This window comes from Synechococcus sp. H55.2 (assembly GCF_047462495.1).
In the GTDB taxonomy this organism is placed as follows: Bacteria; Cyanobacteriota; Cyanobacteriia; order Thermostichales; family Thermostichaceae; genus Thermostichus.
Genome location: NZ_JANSJH010000002.1, coordinates 1 through 21,280, shown reverse-complemented (window position 1 = coordinate 21,280; position 21,280 = coordinate 1). Strand labels below are relative to the sequence as shown.

At 61.2% G+C, this 21,280-nt stretch carries 21 protein-coding genes; 15 read left to right on the top strand and 6 right to left on the bottom strand.

Going from position 1 to position 21,280, the window contains the following annotated elements; all coding sequences use genetic code 11:
• Positions 1-5: 5 nt before the first annotated feature.
• Positions 6-368 carry a hypothetical protein gene (locus tag NW844_RS00480; RefSeq protein WP_414332495.1) on the bottom strand — a complete coding sequence of 121 codons (363 nt, stop codon included), beginning with the start codon at positions 366-368 and terminating at the stop codon, positions 6-8.
• Positions 369-524: 156 nt separating this feature from the next.
• On the opposite strand from NW844_RS00480, the gene NW844_RS00475 reads away from it, so the two are divergent.
• Positions 525-1,877, top strand: a complete 1,353-nt coding sequence (locus NW844_RS00475) for a histidine phosphatase family protein (RefSeq protein WP_414332493.1) — start codon at positions 525-527, stop codon at positions 1,875-1,877.
• 2 nt (positions 1,878-1,879) lie between these two features.
• Positions 1,880-3,232, top strand: a complete 1,353-nt coding sequence (locus NW844_RS00470) for a dihydroorotase (RefSeq protein ID WP_414332491.1) — start codon at positions 1,880-1,882, stop codon at positions 3,230-3,232.
• Here the strand turns inward: NW844_RS00470 and ileS are convergent.
• Positions 3,215-5,980, bottom strand: coding sequence for an isoleucine--tRNA ligase (ileS, locus tag NW844_RS00465; protein ID WP_414332573.1), 2,766 nt, complete (start codon positions 5,978-5,980; stop codon positions 3,215-3,217). The genes NW844_RS00470 and ileS overlap by 18 nt on opposite strands.
• A gap of 526 nt (positions 5,981-6,506) precedes the next feature.
• Positions 6,507-7,247 (bottom strand): hypothetical protein, encoded by a 741-nt coding sequence (locus tag NW844_RS00460; protein ID WP_414332489.1) that lies wholly within the window; start codon positions 7,245-7,247, stop codon positions 6,507-6,509.
• Positions 7,248-7,519: 272 nt separating this feature from the next.
• On the opposite strand from NW844_RS00460, the gene NW844_RS00455 reads away from it, so the two are divergent.
• Positions 7,520-7,891: a rhodanese-like domain-containing protein gene (locus NW844_RS00455; RefSeq protein ID WP_414332487.1), complete on the top strand. Its 372-nt coding sequence runs from the start codon at positions 7,520-7,522 to the stop codon at positions 7,889-7,891.
• 356 nt (positions 7,892-8,247) lie between these two features.
• Positions 8,248-10,041 (top strand): aminopeptidase P family protein, encoded by a 1,794-nt coding sequence (locus NW844_RS00450; RefSeq protein ID WP_414332485.1) that lies wholly within the window; start codon positions 8,248-8,250, stop codon positions 10,039-10,041.
• On the opposite strand, the gene rlmN is transcribed toward NW844_RS00450, so the two are convergent.
• The gene (gene rlmN / locus NW844_RS00445; RefSeq protein WP_414332483.1) at positions 10,015-11,121 is read right to left on the bottom strand and encodes a 23S rRNA (adenine(2503)-C(2))-methyltransferase RlmN; all 1,107 of its coding nucleotides are present in this window, start codon (positions 11,119-11,121) and stop codon (positions 10,015-10,017) included. The genes NW844_RS00450 and rlmN overlap by 27 nt on opposite strands.
• 241 nt (positions 11,122-11,362) lie before the next feature.
• Here rlmN and NW844_RS00440 point away from each other — a divergent pair, with 241 nt between their 5' ends.
• The 5 genes from NW844_RS00440 (at position 11,363) to NW844_RS00420 (ending at position 15,456) form a co-directional block, all read left to right on the top strand.
• Positions 11,363-11,995, top strand: coding sequence for a chromophore lyase CpcT/CpeT (locus NW844_RS00440; RefSeq protein ID WP_414332481.1), 633 nt, complete (start codon positions 11,363-11,365; stop codon positions 11,993-11,995).
• 203 nt (positions 11,996-12,198) lie between these two features.
• A complete protein-coding gene (locus NW844_RS00435) occupies positions 12,199-13,296 on the top strand; it encodes an L-threonylcarbamoyladenylate synthase (RefSeq protein ID WP_414332479.1) in 1,098 nt (365 codons plus the stop codon).
• Complete coding sequence (gene purE, locus NW844_RS00430) at positions 13,266-13,805, top strand: 5-(carboxyamino)imidazole ribonucleotide mutase (RefSeq protein WP_414332477.1); 540 nt, start codon at positions 13,266-13,268, stop codon at positions 13,803-13,805. The genes NW844_RS00435 and purE overlap by 31 nt, the downstream gene beginning before the upstream one ends.
• 90 nt (positions 13,806-13,895) lie before the next feature.
• A complete protein-coding gene (locus tag NW844_RS00425) occupies positions 13,896-14,654 on the top strand; it encodes a hypothetical protein (RefSeq protein WP_414332475.1) in 759 nt (252 codons plus the stop codon).
• Between the two features lie 127 nt (positions 14,655-14,781).
• Positions 14,782-15,456 carry a DUF3318 domain-containing protein gene (locus NW844_RS00420; protein WP_414332473.1) on the top strand — a complete coding sequence of 225 codons (675 nt, stop codon included), beginning with the start codon at positions 14,782-14,784 and terminating at the stop codon, positions 15,454-15,456.
• A gap of 4 nt (positions 15,457-15,460) precedes the next feature.
• Here NW844_RS00420 and NW844_RS00415 read toward each other — a convergent pair whose 3' ends face one another.
• Positions 15,461-16,414 carry an asparaginase gene (locus NW844_RS00415; RefSeq protein ID WP_414332471.1) on the bottom strand — a complete coding sequence of 318 codons (954 nt, stop codon included), beginning with the start codon at positions 16,412-16,414 and terminating at the stop codon, positions 15,461-15,463.
• 142 nt (positions 16,415-16,556) lie between these two features.
• Between NW844_RS00415 and NW844_RS00410 the strand changes: the two genes are divergently transcribed.
• From NW844_RS00410 to NW844_RS00395, 4 genes are all read left to right on the top strand, one after another.
• Positions 16,557-17,321 carry a sirohydrochlorin chelatase gene (locus NW844_RS00410; protein WP_414332469.1) on the top strand — a complete coding sequence of 255 codons (765 nt, stop codon included), beginning with the start codon at positions 16,557-16,559 and terminating at the stop codon, positions 17,319-17,321.
• A 67-nt stretch (positions 17,322-17,388) separates the two neighbouring features.
• Entirely contained in the window at positions 17,389-18,147 is a 759-nt protein-coding gene (gene cobA, locus NW844_RS00405) for a uroporphyrinogen-III C-methyltransferase (protein WP_414332467.1), read from the top strand.
• A complete protein-coding gene (locus NW844_RS00400) occupies positions 18,144-18,932 on the top strand; it encodes an ABC transporter permease (RefSeq protein ID WP_414332465.1) in 789 nt (262 codons plus the stop codon). The genes cobA and NW844_RS00400 overlap by 4 nt, the downstream gene beginning before the upstream one ends.
• A 180-nt stretch (positions 18,933-19,112) precedes the next feature.
• Positions 19,113-19,793 (top strand): response regulator transcription factor, encoded by a 681-nt coding sequence (locus tag NW844_RS00395; RefSeq protein ID WP_414332463.1) that lies wholly within the window; start codon positions 19,113-19,115, stop codon positions 19,791-19,793.
• On the opposite strand, the gene NW844_RS00390 is transcribed toward NW844_RS00395, so the two are convergent.
• Complete coding sequence (locus NW844_RS00390; protein ID WP_414332461.1) at positions 19,779-20,042, bottom strand: ParB N-terminal domain-containing protein; 264 nt, start codon at positions 20,040-20,042, stop codon at positions 19,779-19,781. The two genes, NW844_RS00395 and NW844_RS00390, sit on opposite strands and share 15 nt — an antisense overlap.
• 148 nt (positions 20,043-20,190) lie before the next feature.
• On the opposite strand from NW844_RS00390, the gene NW844_RS00385 reads away from it, so the two are divergent.
• Both NW844_RS00385 and NW844_RS00380 read left to right on the top strand, forming a co-directional pair.
• On the top strand, positions 20,191-20,580 hold the full coding sequence (locus NW844_RS00385) for a hypothetical protein (protein WP_414332459.1): 390 nt from the start codon (positions 20,191-20,193) through the stop codon (positions 20,578-20,580).
• A gap of 189 nt (positions 20,581-20,769) precedes the next feature.
• Positions 20,770-21,252 (top strand): ABA4-like family protein, encoded by a 483-nt coding sequence (locus NW844_RS00380; protein WP_414332457.1) that lies wholly within the window; start codon positions 20,770-20,772, stop codon positions 21,250-21,252.
• The last annotated feature ends 28 nt before the right edge of the window (positions 21,253-21,280 follow it).

Sequence of the window (21,280 nt, the reverse complement as noted above, 5' to 3'; positions counted from 1 at the left end):
CGCCGTCACCTGAGCGCAGGGCCAGCCATTGCGCCAAGCCCAAAATCGCTCCTGCCACCACCACCCCCAGCCAAGCATTGCCCATTTGTTGCGTCAGCCACAGCCCAGCCCAGAGCAGTTGCGCCCACCCAGGCCACAGCCTGCTCCGTCGAGAGCAAAATCCGGGATCCCAGCGCCAGCCCCTGGCCGATCCCCACCCCCAGCCCGCGCGAAAAACCCAGCACCAGGCCCAAGAGCAGCAGCGGCGGACGGAAAAACTGACTCAACATCACCACGACCAAGGCAAAGAGCACCAGGCCGGCCCCCTGCCCCAACAACGTGGCCAATGTCCATTCCAGCCAAAACCTCTGCCAATGGGAACGCAGCATGGTAGCTCTCCTCCAAGGTGGCCAAGATGCCCTCACGATAAGCGGCAGCCAACCGAAACAACCCTCAGTCTGCAACCCAACCGGTAATTGGCCAAGGCAAGCACCGCCCAATGGCGATACTCTAGAAGGTGTTCATGAGTGGGTAAAGTGCAAGCGATGGCTCAGCCTGCCCTGCGCATCTTGATCGTGCGCCATGGTGAGAGCACCTTTAACCTGGAAAATCGCATTCAAGGCCGCTCCGATCTCTCTCGTCTGGCCCCCAGCGGAGCAGTGCAGGCGCAGCGCGTCGCCGCAGCCCTGGCCGGGATCCCGTTGGATTACGCCTATTGCAGTCCCCTTTCTCGCGCCCTCGATACCGCTCGCATCATCCTGAAAGAGCGAGAAGGGATCCCTCTGCAGATTACCGAGCAACTGCGAGAGATCGACCTGACGGCTTGGGAAGGGCTGACCTTTGCCGAGGTGAAGGAGAAATACCCCGAAGACTACCATCTGTGGCGGCACCATCCCGACAGCCTGGAGCTGCAGGGGCGCTTTCCGGTGCGGGATCTCTGGCAGCAGGCGCGGGAGTTTTGGCAAATGCTGGCCGAGCACTTGCAATCTGCTGCCCGAGCAGAGTCCGCCCCAAGCCAGACCCTCAATATCCTCGTTGTGGGCCACAGCGGCATCAATCGCGCCTTGGTCAGCACCGCCATTGGCCTGGGGCCACACCACTATCACCGTCTGGGGCAGGATAACTGCGCCATCAGCGTGCTCAATTTCCCTGAGGGCCTGCAGGGGCCGCCGCAACTGGAATCTTTGAACATCACTGCTCACCTCGGCCCAGCTCTGCCCAAGCGCAAGCAGGGGATCCGCATCTTGCTGGTGCGGCATGGGGAAACCCAATGGAACCGGGAGCGCCGTTTTCAGGGGCAGCGGGACATTCCCCTCAATGCCACCGGGGAAGAACAGGCAGCCAAGGTGGCAGAATTTTTGGCCACTCAACCCCTGCAACTGGCCTTCTCCAGCCCCCTGAAGCGCCCCTGGGCCACAGCCGACGCCATCTGCAGCAACCACAGCAACCTGATCTTGCGCCCCATGCCCGACTTGCAGGAGATCTGCCACGGCGACTGGGAGGGCAAGCTGCAGAGCGAAGTGGAAGCCGAATACCCCGGCGCGCTGGAGCGCTGGCAGCGGGATCCCGCCAGTGTGCAAATGCCCAACGGGGAAAACCTTGACCAGGTGTGGGCGCGGACTCGCTCGGCCTGGCAGGAGCTTTTGGCCATCACCGCCGCCCAATTTCCCCAAGGCACAGCGGTAGTTGTTGCCCACGACGCCATCAACAAGGCCATCATCTGTCAGTTGTTCGACCTTTCCCCACAAGCCTTTTGGATCTTCAAGCAGGGGAACGGTGCCATTACGGTGATCGACTACCCAGAAGGTAAAGAAGGCGCCCCGGTTTTAAAGGTGTTGAACCTCACCACCCACCTGTCCGGCCAGATCCTGGACTGCACCACCGCCGGAGCTTTGTGAAGATGGGGCCCTCTCTGTTCCCCCCTGAGCTGCTGGGAAAAGACGTGCGCCTCCGAGCAGTGCGCCTGCTGGATCCCTTGCGCCAGCGGGAGGAAGTGACCGACGTGTGGTTGCAGGAAGGTCGCCTCCGGGCCAGCGAGCCGGCAGGGATCCCTGCCGAGATCCCCACCCTTGATGGCTCCGGTTGGGTTCTAGGGCCGGGTTTGCTGGATCTGTACGCCCACAGCGGCGAGATGGTTGGCAACGGTCTATCCCACAGCCGCGAGACCCTGGCCTCTTTGGCTACAGCGGCTTTGGCGGGAGGCTTCGCCCAGGTGGCGCTTCTGCCCGCCCCCCCGCCCGGAACCGGCTGGTTTCCGGTGCTGGATCGCCCAGAGCACCTGAACCGCTACCCCCGCCAACCTGGGGATCCCCGCTGGCTGCCCTTAGCTGCCCTGAGCGTGGGCGGCCAAGGAGAAACCCCGACCCCATGGGGAGAACTGGCGCAAGCAGGAGCGGTTGGCTTTGCGGAGGTTCAGCCGCTGCGCTCCTTGGCGCTGCTGCGGCGGGCTCTAGAATATCTGCGGCTGGAGAACAAGCCCCTGCTGCTTTGGGCCTGGGATCCCAGCTTGGCCGGGCAAGGCAGCCTCTACGAAGGGATCTGGGCGCTGCGCCTGGGGCTGAAAGGGATCCCTGCCAGTGCCGAAACAGCCGCTCTGGCCCGCCTGTTGGAGGTGATCAGAACTGTTCCTTCCCCCCCGCCGGTGCACATCATGCGCCTGAGCCAAGCCCGCAGCCTGGAGATGATCCAGCAAGCCCAAGCCGAAGGATTGCCGCTGACCGCCAGCACCTCCTGGATGCACCTGATCTTGTCCGAAGAAGCCGTCCGGGAGCACCGCTACGATCCCCACCTGCGTCTTTTGCCCCCCCTTCCCAGCGCCGCCGACCGCGCGGCTCTCGTCGCCGGGATCCGCTCCGGCAGCCTGGGGATCGCCACAGATCACCACCCCTACACCTATGAAGAGAAAACCCTGCCCTTTGCCGATGCTCCGCCAGGGGCGATGGGCCTGGAGCTGGCTCTGCCGCTGCTGTGGCAGCATCTGGTGGCAACCGGATCCCTGACCCCCCTGCAACTGTGGTCGGCCCTTAGCTTGTACCCGGCCCGCTGCCTCAACTTAGATCCGCCCACCCTCACCCCCCACAGCAACTGGGTGCTGTTTGATCCCGCCCACCCGTGGACGGTTTCTGCCGCCACCCTCCACTCCCGATCCCACGCCACTCCCTGGCTAGAGAAGCCCCTGCGCGGCAAGGTGTTGTACACGCATATCGAGCACGCTTGCAGCCAACCCACCCCGGCATTAAAACTCCCCAGCTAAGGCGGCTACACAGCGCTCGCACAGCTCTGGGTGTTCGGCAAACTCGCCCACGCGGGTGGAATAGTTCCAGCAGCGCACGCATTTTTTCCCGTCCGCCGGCTGAACGGCAACCTGCAGGTCTTCCTCTCCAGGGTCGGCCTTGACCAGCTCGACTTGGGAAGTGATGAACAAGTAGCGCAGCTCTGCCGCCCGCTCTTCCAAGAGGGAGTACAGATGGGGATCCGCCACCTTCAAGATCAGTTTGGCCTCGGTGGAAGCGCCGATGACCTTGTCGGTGCGGGCTTGCTCCAGCGCTTTGTTCACCTCCTGCCGCACCGCCCGCAGCTTTTCCCAGGTGGCCGCCAACTGGGGATCCCGCCAGTGCTCTGGCAGCTGCATCCAGCCCCCTTCAAACACCGAGCGGGTAAGCTTGGGGTAGGGAAGGTAGCTCCAGATCTCTTCTGCGAGGTGGGAAAGCACTGGAGCGATGGCCTTGGCCAAGTTCTCCAGCAACAGCGACAGCACCGTCTGGCATTGCCGCCGCCGCCGGCTGCGGGCATGGCTGATGTAGAGGCGATCCTTGCCGATATCCAAGTAGAAGTTGGAGAGATCCACCACGCAGAAGTTCTGAACCGCCTGGAAAAAGCGGTAGAACTGGTAGCTTTCAAAAGATGCGGTGATTTCCTCTCCCACCTCCTGCAGGCGGTGCAAGATGTAGCGATCCAACTCCGTCAACGCTTCAAAAGGAACAGCATCCTGCGCTGGGTTGAAATCATAAAGGTTGCTCAGCAGAAAGCGGGCCGTGTTGCGGATCTTGCGGTATATGTCCGCCATCTGCCCAAGGATGGTCTTGCCTATCGGCACATCGCCGGAGTAGTCCACACTGGAGACCCACAGCCGCAGCACATCGGCGCCATAGGCGGGATCCGTCTGGGGGTTGCTGCCGCCGTTGATGAGCACCAGGGGATCGATGACGTTGCCCAGGGATTTGCTCATTTTTTGGCCCTTTTCGTCCAGCACAAAGCCGTGGGTGAGCACTGCTTTGTAGGGGGCACAGCCATTGACGGCCACGGAAGTCAGCAAGCTGGACTGGAACCAGCCCCGGTGCTGGTCGGAACCTTCCAGGTAGAGATCCACCGGGTAGCCCAGCCCCTGGGCCTTGGCCACCGCCGCCCAGGAGGAGCCGGAGTCAAACCAGACATCCATGGTGTCTGTGCCCTTGCGGTAGGTGCGGCCATTGCGGCGGTACTGCTCCGGCAACAGCTCTTCCACCGGCCGCTTCCACCAGGCGTCGGATCCCTCCTGGGCAAAGATGGCTTTGATGTGCTCGAGGGTCTCGGCCGTGAGCAGAACCTCGCCCGTCTCTTCGTCGTAGAAAACAGGGATGGGCACACCCCAAGCCCGCTGGCGGGAGATACACCAGTCGGAGCGCTCTTTGACCATGGCGGTGATGCGGTTTTCCCCTTCCGGCGGGATCCAGTTCACGGTTTTGATGGACTGTAGGGCCAGCTCTCGGAAGCCGGCTACAGACGCAAACCACTGCTCCGTGGCCCGGAAGATGGTCGGCTCCTTGGTGCGCCAGTCGTAGGGATATTTGTGGTTGTAGGGTTCTTCCTTGAGCAGGGCGCCGGCAGCCTGCAAGGCTTTGATCACGGCCAGGTTGCCGCTGGTCTCCGGCTTTTTGGAGAGCACATCCAGCCCGACAAACTGGGATCCGGCCTCGGCGGTGAATCTCCCCTGCTCGTCCACAGGGCTGAGGATGGGCAGGCCGTACTTTTGGCCGGTTTTGAAGTCGTCTTCCCCGTGGCCTGGCGCCGTGTGGACAATGCCGGTGCCGGACTCGGTGGTGACGTAGTCTCCCAAAACACAGAGACTGGCACGGTCAAAGAGGGGGTGGCGTCCCTGGCAGTATTCCAGGGCGGATCCCGGCAGCGTGGCCTTGACCTCTAAGGGGGTCTCCAGGACTTTTCCCAGCCGCTCTCGCAGATCGGCAGCAATCAACAGCAGGCCGAAGCGGGGAGACTCCACCACCGCATAGGTGAGCTTGGGGTTGAAACAGAGGGCCAGGTTGGCCGGGATCGTCCACGGGGTAGTGGTCCAGATGGCCACCCGCAAGCCCGGCAGAAAAGGCTCCAAAACCGGCTGCGCCGCCGGGCTGAGGCTCTGCAGAGGAAAAGCCACATAGATGCTGGGGGAGACGTGGTTGTCGGGATATTCCAGCTCTGCTTCCGCCAGGGCCGTCTGCGAGCTGGGGCTCCAGTGGACGGGCTTGAGGCCGCGGTAGATGTAGCCTTTGAGGGCCATCTGGCCAAACACCTCGATCTGGGCTGCCTCGTACTCCGGCGAGAGGGTCAGGTAGGGCCGATCCCAGGATCCCCATACCCCCAGCCGCTGAAAGCTGGCCCGCTGCACGTTGACGTAGTGCAGGGCGTACTCTCTGGCCTTTTGCCGCAGTTGCAGGGGGGTGAGGCTTTCCCGCTCCTGGGGGGAGAGGCTTTGCAACACCTTTAGCTCAATGGGCAGGCCGTGGCAATCCCAGCCGGGCACATAGCGCACCTTGCGCCCCCGCAGAATGTGGTACTTGTTCACAATGTCTTTGAGAATCTTGTTGAGGGTGGTGCCCATGTGGATGTCGCCATTGGCATAGGGCGGCCCATCGTGCAACACAAAGGGATCCCCGGGATTGGTTTCCGACAGACGCTGATAGATCTGTTCTTCCTGCCAAAAGGCTTGGATGGCGGGCTCCCTCTTGGCGGCCTCCGCCCGCATGGGAAACTGAGTTTGCGGCAGGTTGAGGGTACTTTTGTAGTCCACGGCAATTTGAGCAGGCTAAAGGGCGTCCTTCTATCCTACGCTGTTGCTCTCTCCTCAGCGCTGCCTCCTGACTTCCCCCTTGTTGGAGCCCTCTTGGGGAGAAGGGATCCGGCCCGCCACCTTGGTAAAGATTTGTGCTAGCCTCAGGATGTTGTTGAGTAAGGGAGGTTCCTGCGGATGCCAGACAGTAGTAGTTGTAAGGGTCGTCAAGTTGGGTTCAGCCGGCTGTGCGCCGGGGCTGTTCTCTAACGGCCTGAACTCAGATCCTTAGCTTGCTGAGGAGTCTTCGCGTTCTGGCTCGCTTGGAGTTCCTCCCGGCAGTCAGGTTCCAGTTGAAGGCCCGCTAGGCCGCTCTCTCCCGGATCGCCTGTTATCTCCTAGGCGGTGGGAGAGAGCGGATAGTTTTTTGTAGGTTTTCGACGACCGCAGGGGCTTGGAGTCGATATGTCCTACAAGGCTCCCTTGAGAGACGTCGGCTCCCTCAGGGTTGAATGGTAAGACGCCGGCTCTCGACGACAAGGCCACTTTGGTTGACCAGCATCACTGAGATCCACTCAGCCCCTGCTTCTGGAGGGGCATCCGCCTGCAGGAAGAGCCCGCCCGCCTGCAGAGGTTCGAGGGCAAACGAGGTCAGATCCAGGTAGCTGGCCGCGGCCACGGGCCGCTCATCGACAGCGCCCAGCAGCAAGGACTGGGTGAGGGGTTCTGCCACAATGGCCTGCAGCGAGTAGGTGGATCCCGGCTTGACCACCTCCGGCAACTCGAAGGTGACGGTGGGAGGTGCTGAGCCGGAGGTGAGGGTGCTGGCCTCCCGCAGTACTTCTTGGTCTACGAGCAGCAGTTGTCCTGGATTGGCCGCATCCGGGCGGTAGCGGTTACGCACCAGGGCGGAAGCCTTTACCTGAAACTCCCCCCGCGCTGAAGCTTGGGATCCCTGCACTTGGCTGGCGATCTCGGCCACGATCTCAGGGCCCACCTGCCGCCAAGAGACAATTTCCGCCGAGTAGGTCAACTGGGGATGGGCCTCCCATAGCTTGCCAATGGCCTCTTCCACTCCCTGCCGATCCAGGCCGTCGCGGTGGCGGAAGTCGGGGCTGTAGCCGGCCATCACCCCCGGCAAGTCGCGGCGGTTGGCAGCGTCCATTTGCTCCTTCAGCCACTCCACCAGGGGAGCCGGTGCCGGGGCGGAGACCTGTTTTTGGAGCCCGCTTTCCAGAGGCATGGGGGCAGCCTGGGCCGGTGCCTTGCTTGGGAAAGGGATCCCCCAGCTCAAAGTCAGAGCAAGGAACCCAAGCAGTTGGGAAAGGGTGAATCGAGAGCTCAAACTGGGGGCCTCCGGCGGCAAATCTGCCCTTAGTTTAGCTTGCTGAGGATCGAGGTTTTGAGGTTTCCGAGTCCAGGTTGGCCATGGGGGGAGCGATTTTGAGGTTTGGCGTTGCCTCACTGGATTGGGCCTGGGTTTATCCTGGGAGCTGGGTTCTCTGCGAGGTGTGCATGGCGTCCCACCACTCCCCTGCTTTCCTGGCTTTGGTTAACGAGGCCAAAAGCCGCATCCAAGAGCTCACCGTTGAACAGGTGAGGCAAAAACAACTGCAAGGGGATCCCTTCTACTTGGTTGACGTGCGGGAAGAGTCGGAGTGGCAGGCCGGCCACATTGTCGGCGCCATTCACTTAAGCAAAGGCATCATCGAGCGGGATATCGAGAAGGTGATCCCAGACAAAGAAGCAGAAATTGTCCTCTATTGTGGTGGCGGCTTTCGTTCGGCGCTGGCAGCTGACAACCTGCAAAAGATGGGCTACCGCCGCGTGATCTCCATGGACGGCGGCATCCGCGCTTGGCGAGAGGCCGGCTTTCCGGAATCCTAGCCCTCACCCCCGACCCCTCTCCCTCAGGGACGACCCTCACCCCCAACCCCTCTCCCTCAGGGACGACCCTCACCCCCAACCCCTCTCCCGGAGGGAGAGGGGAGTTAGAGCGGTGCGTTCGCGACGGCGTTCAATAACGAGGTAGCCAGCCGTTTCGGTGCTGGTTGGGAGAAGCAGTGCGGCAAGGGTTGCACCCGATCGCTGAAAAACGCGGCGCGGAAGCCCTTGGCTCCTGCTTTGGAGTTGAGCAGCGGCCCCAGTAGCCGCTTCCTCTATGTTCCGTCTGCTTTCCCAGGGTAAAGAGAACTATATTGGTCTCTAGGGCCATCGGCCCAGATCTCCCTCTTGTCCTTGCCATGCTCCAAACCCTGCCCCGTTCGGAGATTGTCACCCGTTTGCAGCAGCTGCGCCAGCTTTTGCAGGAACAAAATCTAGATGGTTTTTGGGTGCCCTCGGCTGATGAGCACCTCAATGAGTATTTGCTGGAACATCGCAAGCGGCGGCAGTGGATTACAGGCTTTACCGGCTCGGTGGGCGATGCTCTGATCAGCCAAGACAGGGCCTGGCTGTGGGTGGATCCCCGCTACCACGAGCAGGCGGAGCGGGAAGTGGATCCCAACCTGTTTACCGTCATCAAAGGCGGCCTGCCGGATCAGCCCAGCCTGATGGAGATCGTAGAAGAGCTGGGATCCGGCTTTCGCCTAGGAGTGGATCCCTTCACGGTGTCAGTGGCCAGCTACCGGCAGTTGCAGACCCACGCCCAAGCCGGGGGGGTGCTGCTGATTCCAGTGGCGGAAAACCCCGTGGACAAGCTGGGATCCCGTCAGGCCCTTTCCGATCAGCCCATCTATCCTGTCCCTGTCCACCTCTGCGGGGCTACTGCCAGCGACAAGCTGGCCCAGGTGCGCCAGGAGATGCGCCGCAAGCGGGTGGGATTGTTGCCCCTAACCAAGTTGGATCAGGTAGCTTGGCTGTTTAACCTGCGCGGCTCTGACATCCCCTACAACCCAGTGTTCCGCGCCTACGCGCTGGTCGCCCTGGAGAGGGTTGCCCTGCTTACTGACCTGGAGCGCCTCACGCCCTCGGCTCGGCAAATGCTGGTGGAAGCCGAGGTCGAGCTCTGGCCTTACGAGGCTTACCCGGAACAGCTGCCCCAGTGGGCCAAGGGCTACGGGCCGGTGGGATTGGATCCCAAGCAAACCACTCAGGGCACGCAAGAGCTGCTGCAAGGGATCCCCTGTCGCGAGCTGGATCACCCCGTGGATCTCCTCAAGGCGGTAAAAAACCCCACCGAGCTGGAGCAGATGCGGCTGGCCAACCGCAAGGCCAGCCGGGCCAAGATCCGCACCCTGGCCTGGATTGACCGGCAAATTCAAGCGGGGATCCCCATCAGCGAAGCCGATGTGGCTGCTGTTATGGAGGCCCACTACCGCGAGGAAGGGGATTGGGTGGGCCTGAGCTTTAACACCATCGCCGGGGCCGGCGCCAACAGCTCCATTGTCCACTACGGCACCCCCGATCCCCAGAAGTTCTTGCAGCCAGGCGAGTTGTTTTTGTTGGATTCGGGATCCCACTACCTGGGGGGCACCACCGACGCTACCCGCACCATCTGGATTGGCTCGCAACCGGCGGATCCCCTGTGCCAGCGGCGCTATACCGAGGTGCTGAAAGCCCACATCCAGTGCGCCCGCCAGATCTTTCCCCCCGATACCTACGGCGTCTCCTTGGACGGCATTGCCCGCTCCAGCCTCTGGCAGGCAGGGCTGGACTACGGCCACGGCACCGGCCACGGCGTCGGCGCCTTCTTGAACGTCCACGAGGGGCCCAACGGGATCCACCGCCGCGCCAGCACCCCCTTCAAGGTGGGTATGATCACCAGCATCGAGCCGGGCTACTACCAGCCGGGCTGGGGTGGGATCCGCCTGGAGAATCTCTACGAGGTGATCCCCATCCCGGAGCCGGAGGGCTGGATGGGCTTTCGTTCCCTGACTTGGATCCCTTTTGATGGGCGCCTGATCGACTGGGATCTCTTAGACGAGGCGCAACGGGCTTGGCTTGATGAGTATCACCGGCAGGTCTATGCCATCCACCACGCCACCTTGTCAGAACAGGATGCCGCCTGGTTAAAGCGCGCCTGTGGACTCAGTTGATGTACTCGCGCAAGCGTTGCCCGGCAAATCCCGTGGCAAAGAGCGCAGAAAGGATCCCCGCAGTTGGCCGCAGGCGGCATTGCCATCCAAGCCACGGGTTTGGCGCACACTGGCCTGCACCTGGTGCTCTTCAAGCTGGCGGACAAACGCCTCGACTCGTGCGGGATGGGGGCGTTGATAGTCGGCTTCCGAGATGGGGTTGTAGGGGATCAAGTTCACGTGCAGTTGCACCCCTGACCGGCTGGCCTGCTGCAACAAGTGCGCCAGTTGGCGGGCATGAATGGGCAGATCGTTCACCCCAGACAGCAGGGTATATTCAAAGCTGACTCGCCGCCCGGTGCGCCGCATGTAGTCGCGGCAATCCTGGATCAGAGCCTCCAAAGGGTAGTGGGTTGCCGCAGGGATCAACCGCTGCCGCAGCTCTTGATTGGGGGCATGCAGGCTGACCGCCAGAGTAATTTGCAGATCCTGCTGCGCCAGCCAGGCAATTTGCCGAGGTACACCCACCGTCGAGAGGGTGATGTGCCGTTGGCCGATGCCGATATCTTGGTTTAGGCTGCGGATGGCTTGCACCACCGTATCGCGGTTGAGCAGCGGTTCCCCCATGCCCATAAAAACCACGTGGCTGACACGACGGCCAAAATCTTCCTGCACCGTCAGCACCTGATCCAAAATCTCGTGCAGCTCCAGGTTGCGCCGGTAGCCCATCTTGCCGGTGGCACAGAAATCGCAAGCCATGGGGCAGCCCACCTGAGAAGAGACACAGACCGTCAGACGCTTGGCCGTTGGGATCCCGACCGTTTCGATCAACTGCCCATCCGCCAGCCCCAGCAGAAACTTCACAGTGCCATCGCGGGCCTCTGTCCGTTGCACGATGCGCGAGCGCCCCACCGGGTAGTTTTGCACCGCCTCCCGCCAAGCTTTGGGAAACACCGTCACCTGTTCCAGGGAGCGGATCCCTTTTTGGTAGATCCAAGTGTGCAGTTGTTGCCCGCGATAGGCCGGCTGTCCTTGGGCAACTGCCCAGTCTTTCAGGGCAGATAAGGATTGCCCCAGCAGAGGAGTGGGTAGGGCCGACATCAGTCCATCTCAAACGAGCTCTCAAAAGGTGGTCTGGCTCCTCCACTCTAGCCTGTTCCCGTGACCCGACCCCCTTCCCACCAGCGCGTCGATGAGGTGGTTCCCTCTTGCCCAAAAGTACTAGAGTGTATTTCTGTAGAGCGTGTTGTAGAGGATCCGAAACAGTAAGGACTACGTCCCGCTGACGCGAAAGAGAGCCCTCGATCTGCATCTTTTGAACCCATTAAACCCATCTAAACCTATGTCCGTCTCCCCACAACTGGCTCGACTGGCCACCTGGATGGCAGGCCACTTCAATAACCTACAACAGGCGATCGCCGAGCCCGTCTGGTTCGCCAATATTCATGTGTACCAATGCCCCTTGCCTTGGTCGGTGTTGCAGGGGGTGGGGTTTTATGTGGAGCAACTGTACGATATTTACCCTGAACAGCCCTACCGGCAGCGGGTGATCCACCTCTTCGAGACCTCAGAAGGGATCCGGATTCAAAATTATGCGCTGACGGCTCCTGACTCCTACAAGTGTGCCGGTCGAGAGTTGCAGAAATTGGCCAGCCTGACAGCAGCCGAGTTGGAACTCTTGCCCGGCTGCATTACTCAGGTGGAATGGACGGGATCCTGCTATCGGGGCCGCAGCGTGCCCGGCAAAGGCTGTATTGTCGAACGCAAAGGCAGAACCACCTACCTGTACAGCGAATTTGAGATCGGGGCCGACTACTTTCACAGCTTAGACCAAGGGCGGGATCCCCAGACCGATCAAGTGATCTGGGGATCCCTGTCGGGGCCTTTTCGGTTTGTCAAAAAACAGGATTTTTCCGGGTACCTGCCGCAGTGGGCTGAGGAGCTGAACCATAAAGCTGTTGGAGCGACTGGTTGAGCGGCTGCAGGCGCTGAGGATCCCGTTCCCCCCGCCGGAGCTCTCGGCAAGAGCTGGTCTGGCTAACCCTGCGGCTACTGCCGGCTTCTTGGGCTCTGGAGCCATGGGGGCAGTGATGGCAGCTTTGGATCGGGCTCGTGTGAGCGTTGAAAGTAGCAACAAAATGGATCTGTCCTAGCCCTTGCCCCCAATCCAACTCATGGATGGAAACGGAAATTCTCTCTCCCACCTCTGAACACATTGCCGTAGCGGCTGCCGCCTTGCGACAGGGCCAGTTGGTGGCCATGCCCACGGAGACGGTCTATGGCTTGGCAGGCAATGGCTTGGATGAGCAGGCGGTGGCGAGTATTTTTGCCGCCAAGGAGCGCCCCCGCTTCGATCCCCTGATCCTACATCTACCGGCTGGGGTGACCCTAGAAGAATTGCAGGGATGGCTGGTGGATGTATCGGCTTTTACTCCCACCGCCCGCGCCTGGCTGGGATCCCTGATCGACACCTTTTGGCCGGGGCCTCTGACCCTGGTGCTGCCCAAGTGCCCCACTGTGCCGGATCTGGTGAGCAGTGGGTTGCCCACCGTTGCCCTGCGGGTGCCCGCTCACCCGGTGGCTCAAGCCTTGCTGCAGGCAGTACAAACCCCTCTGGCCGCTCCCAGTGCCAACCGCTTTGGTCGCATCAGCCCCACCTCAGCCCAAGCGGTTGCTGCAGAGCTGGGCGGGCGGATCCCCTACATCTTGGATGGGGGAGCGTGTGCCGTGGGCCTGGAATCCACCGTGCTTAAGCTCAGCCCGGAAGGGATCCCGACGCTGCTGCGCCCAGGGGGGATCCCGCTGGAAGCCCTGGAGGCCCACCTGGGCCTACCCATCCACTTGGCCCCGGAACAGGCCCCTGGAGTGCCGGAGGCGCCGGGACGGCTGAGCAGCCACTATGCCCCTGGCAAGCCCCTCTGGCTTTTGCCCACCGCCTTTGCCCAGCTTCAGCCCGGCGATTGGCAACAGATACAGCACCTGGCGACCGGTCATTCCCACCTGGGCATCCTCAGTTTTGCCGCGGATCCCCAGGCTTTGCTAAACCACCTCTCCCGCCACTGGCCAGGAGTTCTTTTCAGTGTGGAATGCTTGGGCTCGGATCCCAACACAGCCGCCCGCGCCCTCTTTGCCAGTTTGCGCCGTCTGGATGAAGGGGATGCCACGCTCCTGTTGGCAGAACCCCCACCCCTCTCGACGGGGTTGGGCTATGCGATGATGGATCGGCTACACCGGGCCAGCAGCCTATGGAACCCTCCCCTCTCGTGGCCATCCTAATGGGCAGCGACTCCGATCTGCCCACCCTTGCACCCGCCGCCCAGGTGTGCGAGGAGTTTGGGATCCCTTACCAGATGCAGATCCTCAGTGCCCACCGTACCCCGGAGGCGATGGTGGAGTTTGCCCGCCGCGCCCATACCCAAGGGATCCGCGTCATCATCGCCGGGGCAGGCGGGGCAGCCCATCTGCCGGGAATGGTGGCCTCCCTCACCCCCCTGCCGGTGATCGGGGTGCCGGTGCTCAGCCAACCTCTGCAGGGGATAGACTCGCTGTACTCAATTGTGCAAATGCCCAAAGGGATCCCGGTGGCCACGGTGGCCATTGGCAACGGCCACAATGCGGGTCTGTTGGCGGTGCAGATCTTGGCCAGTGGGGATGCCGACCTGCTGCGGCGGGTGATCGCTTACCGGGAAAGCCTCAAACAGACGGTACAGCAGAAAAATGCCCAGTTGCAAACCCAAGGGTGGAAAATCTATCTCGGTCGTCTCGGCGAAACGCAACCAGCATAATTTATTAGTTATTAGTAGTTAGAAAAAAGCGTCTACATCTTGCCACCTTACAGAAGGCCGGATGGGACAAAGTTTTGGGAGTAGCCAGCGGTGAAACATCAATCGGGTCGCCCCTCTACCGGCCAGGGATCCTGGCCAGAGTATCTGCAGCGGGTGGGGCGTGGGGCAATGGAGACGGGATCCCAAGTGGCGCTGTGGATCCTAGCGGGGCCGCAATGGCGGGTTTTGGCCCTGTCGAGCTTGGCCTTGGCGGGGCTGGCCTTTTGGAATGGGCGGCTGGCCCTCTCTCTGGGAGTGGGCACCTCGGTCATGTTGGGGCTCTACGGGGTGCGCAGCCCCGAGTTCAGCCGCCGCTGGCAGGAGTGGCAAGCCTGGTTGCGACAGGCGGATCGCTCGCTTTTGCTGGCGGTTGGCGCGGGGGCAGCCGCCACCTTCGGCACCTACACCCTCGTTTCCATCTGGGCGGAATCCAACCAGCGTTGGCTGGCCACCGGCGCTATTTTGCAGGGATTGGCCACGCTGGCGTTGTTATCGTTGCTGTTTGGGGAGTGGCTCAGCCGCCGACAAGAGCGGCAGCGTTCTCAACTGGAGCGCCATCTCAGCGACATTGCCTCTCCCGACGCCTTCAAACGGCTGGCAGGGGTTCGCCGCTTGCAGAGTTTAATGGGTCACCTGGAGCCCGAGCAAACCCGTCTGGCAGTGGATTATCTGCGGCTGGCCCTCGACCAAGAGACGGTAGCCGTTGTGCGGGAAGCCCTGCTGGAAGCCCTGCAAGGATGGGGGATCCTGCGCCGCCTCAACGATTTGACGGATCTCAAACACCCCAGCCGGGATCCCTCCTCAAACTAGGACAACAGCTGCCCCGGCCCTCCCGCCAAAAGGCTTCCCTTGGAGCTAGCCTGCAAGGAAGGCTAGGATCCCTTACTATGTATGAGTAATGATCTCCAACCGCTCCTCATAACCGCACCCTGCCAGCATGTACACCATTTCCGACTTTGACCGCCTGATCCAGTTTCTCCCGGTGGAGATCCGACCCGAGGTGCAGATCGAGATCGGCACCCCTGACCAATCTCGGGTTGTGCAGCCGCTCTGGCGCTTTCCCTGGCAAAAGTACACCCGCTTCGCCATCGACCTCAGCCGCTGGCAAAAGCTGAACCCTGACCAACAAAAGATTTATTTTCTACGGGAAGCGGTGATGGCCACCGAGCTGGCCTTGGGGGATAACTGGTCGGCCCTGTTGCTGTATCCCGCCTTGATCGGGGCCGGCAGCATGGGCATTTTGGTGGAGCTACAAATGGGGGATAACCTCGGCGTGGGCCTGGCAGCCGGCTTGGCGGCATCGGCGGTGTTTCTGCTGCGTAAAGCAGAAAAGGGACAAAAAGCGCAAGTCGCAGCCGATGAATTCGCCGTGCGCTATGCCTCCCAAAACGGCTACAGCCCCGAACAGGCGGCTGCCATTTTGCTGAGCGCGCTGCAGCAGATGGCTATCCTGGAAGATCGCGTTAAGGATGACTACGACACCATCATGCGCCGCCGCAACCTGGAGTTTTTGGCGCAGCGGGGCCTGGGCTCCGGCACCTTGACCATCAATCCCAAGTACCGCAACAAGGGCCAAGGCCCCAACCCCTACCAAAATCCCTTTCAGCGCTGAGGGCTCAGGGCATGCGCAGCTCCCCTTCCACCTCCAGGCGGGTGTAGGGGCCGACGGCGAGGAAGCGCTCCCCTAGCATTTCGGCAGCGGCAGGTTGGATCCAGCCCATGCGCTGCAGCAGATGCAAAGCCAAGGCATATTTGGCCCGCGCGGCCCCATCCTGTACCTTGATGGCCAGGCCCATCCCCTCTCCGACGCGCCCAATGCACTGGATCCCTTCGGCGCCGGACTTGCTGACCAGCTCTCCCTGGGTAGCCCGCATCAATTCTGTATCGAAACATCCCTGTCCGGCCACCATTTCCGGGTGGTGGGTCATGGCGCGGGCGATGGCCTCCAAGTCGGGCCGCTCGCCGGCAGTCAGTTGGGCAAATAGAGAGGCCAAATGGTTCAGTTGCAGTTGGTAGGTGGGCACGCCGCAGTCATCGCGGGCAAACAAAAACTCTTCCGAAGGCATCTGCAATAGATCCGCCAACTTAGCCCGCACCAGGGCCTGAACGGGGTGTTGCCGCTGGGCGTAGTCCGGCAGGGTCCAGTTCTGGGCGCGGCTTGCTAGCAGCATGCCAGCATGCTTGCCGGAGCAGTTGTGGCACAGGGGGCTGGGCTTGCCGGGTGGGGTGGGGCAGACCAGCAGCTCGGGAGACAGGTCGGCGCGCCAGAGCATGCTGAACACCTGCCGCGCATGGGCCGTGGTGCCCTGATGGGATCCGCACATAATGGCGATATCCTTCTCGCTGAGGCGGTAGCGCTCGCGGATGCCGGTGGAGAGCATGGCCAGCGCTTGGAAAGGTTTGAGCGCAGAACGGGCAAAAACAGGGGTGGTGCTGTTGCCGGCCATGGCCAGGGAGCGCCCGCGGCTATCGGCCACGACCGCTTGGCAATGATGGATAGATTCGGTCAACCCTTCCCGCAAAACATGGATCAACAGTTCGGGGGTGGTGGAACGATTCTCAAATGACATGAAATCCTGGGAAAGGGCCGACGAGTCTGAAAAAAGGATGTGTACTTTATCAAATCATACGCGCAGATCCGGCGCGAGACGTTGCCGGAACCTTTCTAAGTAGCAAAATAGAACAGTTGCCTCTGGATCCCTGACTTCTGCCATGTCCTTAGCTCCACTGGTGTTTTTGGTTTGTCACGGCAGCCGGGATCCGGAATACCAACAGGCGGCGGCGGATTTGCTGGCCCGGGTGCGGCAGCGGCTGTCTCCTCAGCCGGTGGAGCTGGCCCAGTTGGAAGGTCAGCCCCTGACCTTGGCAGAGCAGATTCACAGACAATTGGCCTCCTGTCTGGATAGAGTCGATGGGCCGGTGGTGCTGCTGTCGCTGTTTATGGGCGGGGGATCCCATGTGGAGGAGGATTTGCCGGCTGCGGTGGAGCAGGTTCAAGCTCGCTGGCCGCGCCTGCAGTTGCTGCTGACGCCCCCCATCGGCCAGCACCCAGCCCTGATCGATTTGGTGGCGGCTCGCGTGGTTGCGGCGCAGCGGTTGGGGGAACTGACCCACGGCTGGATCCTATTTGGCCATGGCAGCCGCCTGCCGGGATTTGCCGCCCAGCTCCAGGCCGGGATCCAAGCTCTGGAACAGCGCCTGCCCGGAATTCCCATCCACCTGGCTTTTGCCGCCCAGCCCCCGACACTGGAAGCGGCTGTAATCCATTGCCTGCGTCTGAGCCAGTATCGCCTGCGGGTGCTGCCGTTTTTTCTTTTTCCGGGCGGTCTGCTGCGCGCTTTACAAGAACAAGCTCAGCGGCTACAGCGAGAATGGCCCTTGCTGCAGATTACGGTGGAGCCGCCCCTCTGGCGGGATCCCCAGGTGGTACAGGCCATCCAGGAGACCCTGCAGACGGCCTGTCTGACCGGGAAGTAGGGTTGGTTGGTCAAAACTGTCCTGTTCCAGCAGAATAGATATTTCCGACAAGCTATTGGGATTTGAGATGGGCAAAGTGTATCTGGTGGGGGCAGGGCCTGGGGATCCGGGACTGCTGACGGTCAAGGGCAAAGCGCTGCTCGCCCATGCGGACGTGGTCATCTACGATGCCCTGGTGGGATCCCCCATTTTGGATCTGATCCCACCCACAGCAGAACGAATCTACGCCGGCAAACACTGCGGCGCCCATACCCTCCCGCAGGAGCAGATCACGGCCTTGCTGATCGAGAAAGCCCAGACGGCAGCCGTGGTGGTGCGCCTCAAGGGCGGGGATCCCTTCATCTTCGGGCGGGGGGGCGAGGAGATGCTGGCCCTGGTGCAGGCCGGGATCCCGGTGGAAGTGGTGCCGGGAATTACGGCGGGCATGGCCGCCAGCGCCTATGCTGGGATCCCACTCACCCATCGCGACCTCAGCTCCTCGGTTGCCTTCGTAACCGGCCATGAGGCAGTAGGGAAATACCGCCCCCAGGTCAATTGGCGCGCCCTAGCCGAGGCCGTAGAAACCTTGGTGATCTACATGGGTATGCACAACCTCGGCCACATCGCCGCCGAATTGTTGGCCGGCGGCAAAGCTCCCGACACCCCCGTTGCCCTGATCCGCTGGGGCACCACGCCGGAGCAAGAGATTCATCTGCTCCGTTTGGAGACTCTAGCCGGTCAGCCCTCGCCTGTAGCACCGCCCGCCATTGTCGTGGTGGGAGCGGTGGTCAATCTGGCCGGCCTGTTGCCCACTCTATGTCCGCTTGCCCCTTCAGAGCCTCAATGAACGCCTTTTTTCGCAAGCTGAGCGCCCTCTTTGCCGCCTACTACGCCTACATGCTGGAGTACCGGGCGGAGCTGATCCTGTGGGTGTTGGCCGGATCCCTGCCCTTGATCATGATGGGGCTCTGGAGCGAAGCCGCCCGTTCAGGAGATTTCTCGCTCTCTTCCCTGGAGTTCAGCCGCTATTTTCTGGCCGTGTTCCTGGTGCGCCAGTTCAGCATCACCTGGGTGATCTGGGACTTTGAGCGGGAGGTCGTCGAAGGCAAGTTATCGCCGCGTCTGTTGCAGCCTCTGGATCCCGCTTGGCACCACGTCGCCAGCCACCTGATGGAGCGCCTGGCCCGCCTCCCCTTTACCGTGGCTTTGATTGCCCTCTTTTTTCTGCTCTACCCCCGTGCTTTTTGGATCCCGTCTTGGCAACAGGTGGCACTGGGATCCCTGGCCATTCTGTTGGCTTTTGCCCTGCGCTTTCTTATGCAGTACACCCTGGCGCTGCTGGCCTTTTGGGTGGAGCGAATATCGGCTCTGGAGCAGCTTCATTTCTTGGTGTACCTGTTTTTGTCGGGGGTGATCGCCCCTCTGGAGGTGTTTCCACCGGCGGTGCGCCAGGTCTTGGCCTGGACGCCCTTTCCCTACTTGGTACATTTTCCCGCCGGCCTCTGGGTGGGGATCCCACAAGATATCCCGCGCGGTTTTGCCATGGGCCTGGCCTGGCTGGGGCTGTTTTGGCTGGTCAACCGCTGGCTGTGGCGCAAGGGTTTGCAACGCTACTCCGGGATGGGAGCCTAAACAAACCTATTTCCCAGTCCGCCTGAGCCGGCAGCAAGACTGCTTCTGGAACGACTATTATGGGGCAGGGGTTAGTTGATCGCCAGCATCCTATCTGGACTTAAACTTGCGGCAAGAGGTGAATAGCGCCCTCAGATCATCTCTTTAGTCATTCCTCAACAGCCTCTCCCGCTAGTCATCATGAAGCGCGTATTGGTCGTAGATGACGATCCCCTCTCTTTAAAGGTGCTGAGCCGCCACTTGACTCAGCACGGCTATCGGGTTTGTACGGGCACTTCGGGTGTAGAAGGGCTGCGCCTGTTTGCCCAAGAGCAGCCGGATGTGGTGGTGTCGGATGTGGTGATGCCGGAAATGGATGGCTTCGAGTTTTGCCGGCAACTGCGGCAACAGCGGGGCGGCGAACTCGTCCCCTTTATCTTTCTCTCCTCTCGCAGTGAGCTGGACGACCGCGTTCAGGGCTACGAGTGGGGAGCCGACGACTACATCATCAAGCCCTTCGAGCCGCTGGAGCTGGTGGCCAAGATCGAGGCGCAAATCGAACGATCCCGCCGCACCCAGTTGGAGATTCTGCGCCTGATCCAGCAGCAAACCCAGGCCAAAGCCGAAACTGCCCCCCGTCCCACCTTGGCAGATCTTCCCCTTACCCCTGCTGAGGAGCGGGTGTTCCGGGAAGTGATCCGCGGCCTCACCAACAAGCAAATCGGCGAGAAGCTGTTCATCAGCCCGCGCACTGTGCAAACTCACCTGACCAACATCCTCAGCAAGCTTTCTCTGGAAAATCGCTCGCAACTGGTGCGCTTTGCCTATGAGCGAGGCTACAGCGCCCAAGAGGAGCCGGACTCTCTTTCAGGCCAGGTGTAGCTGCAAAACAGAACGCGGCGCCTTGCGCACCCGACAGGGGATCCGCTCCTTGCCCAAGCGGACAAATGCCTCGTAGCGGTGGCAGCCGGAGAACCCATAGTATTCTCCCTCCACTTCCAAAACTTCGATCGGCTCCTGCAGCCCGATTGCTTCGATGGAAGCCATCAGCGCCCGCACTTTCTCCGGATCCGTCTGCCGCGGCAAGGGGCGACGAATTTGGGCCAGGGGAATCTCGCGAATGTGCGCCATGGTGAATTTTCTCCCTAGGTAAGCTCCTTAATCATACTCATTATGACTTTGCTCTAGCAAGGCTTGCAGAGGGAGTGGATTCTCAGGTCAGAGCATGGCAGGATAGCACCATTCCTCACTGCCCTTTCGCTCAGGAGCCAACTTAGCCATGTGGCAACTCCTCCAAGCTTTCTGGGGAAAGATCGCCGGCCAAGCTCCCCCCGTACCCCCTGGCAAGGCCCCCCAAACCCTCCCTGGCGAGATGCCGCTGCAGCCACCTTCTCCCCGCCCAGCAGAAGCCTCTCAGCCCACGCCGGAACCTTCCACTCCAGCAGTAGCTGGGCAAGGTGGGGAAGCAGCAGTGTTGATCTCTTCTCAGGAGCAATCCCCGGACTCTAATGCAGTGGAATTTCCCCTGGGCACCTCTACGGCCAAAAGCATCGGCAGCTTCTGGGCCATGGCCGATACGGGATCCCGGATTTCCCGCATTGCTTCCGCCACCGACAGTGGCCGTGCGATCAGTGCCATTGCAACTGCCAGACTGCGCCAGCCGGAATAGAAGCTGGGATCCCTCTGGCTTTGGGGAAAGCAGTGTCTGCCCGGCTGTGACCCGTCTGGGCTCAAGGCAAGGTTCAAGAGTGCCCCGCCTTTTTGTCCGCTCCAGAGCCTGGGTTTTCAAAATGGAGCTCAACAACACCATCGTTGCAAACATGTGAAGACATTTTCCAAGCGTCAGGAGTTGCTGGATATGCTGGAGACCCTCTTCAACGCGGCCAATTGGTTTGCTTTGCCTTTTTGGGCTTTGATGATCCTGCTGCCGGGCTGGAAAGTGACCCGTAGGGTGATGGAGTCGCTTTTGCCCATTGCCCTTTTGGCAACAGTTTATCTCTATCTTCTGGTTACCGGATTTAACGCCAATGCTCTCCAGGAGTTTTCCAATCCTCAGCTATCTCTGAACAGCCTGACTTCTCTATTCAGCCAGCCCTCGGTCATGGCGACGGGATGGGTTCACTACATTGTGATGGATCTATTTGTGGGCCGCTGGATCTTCTTGGAAGGCTGGGAAAAGCGAGTTTGGACAACTCACTCTCTGCTTTTGTGCTTGTTTGCTGGGCCGGTGGGTTTGCTCTCCCATCTGCTCACAGTGACCGTGGTGCAAGGGATCCGAAAGGGCCGGCCTGGGGTTGTTGGCTCGGATCAAAGCGCAGAAGTGCCGCAAGAATCCTCTTAACTCTTGCCTAATGCCTCTGAGCACCTGG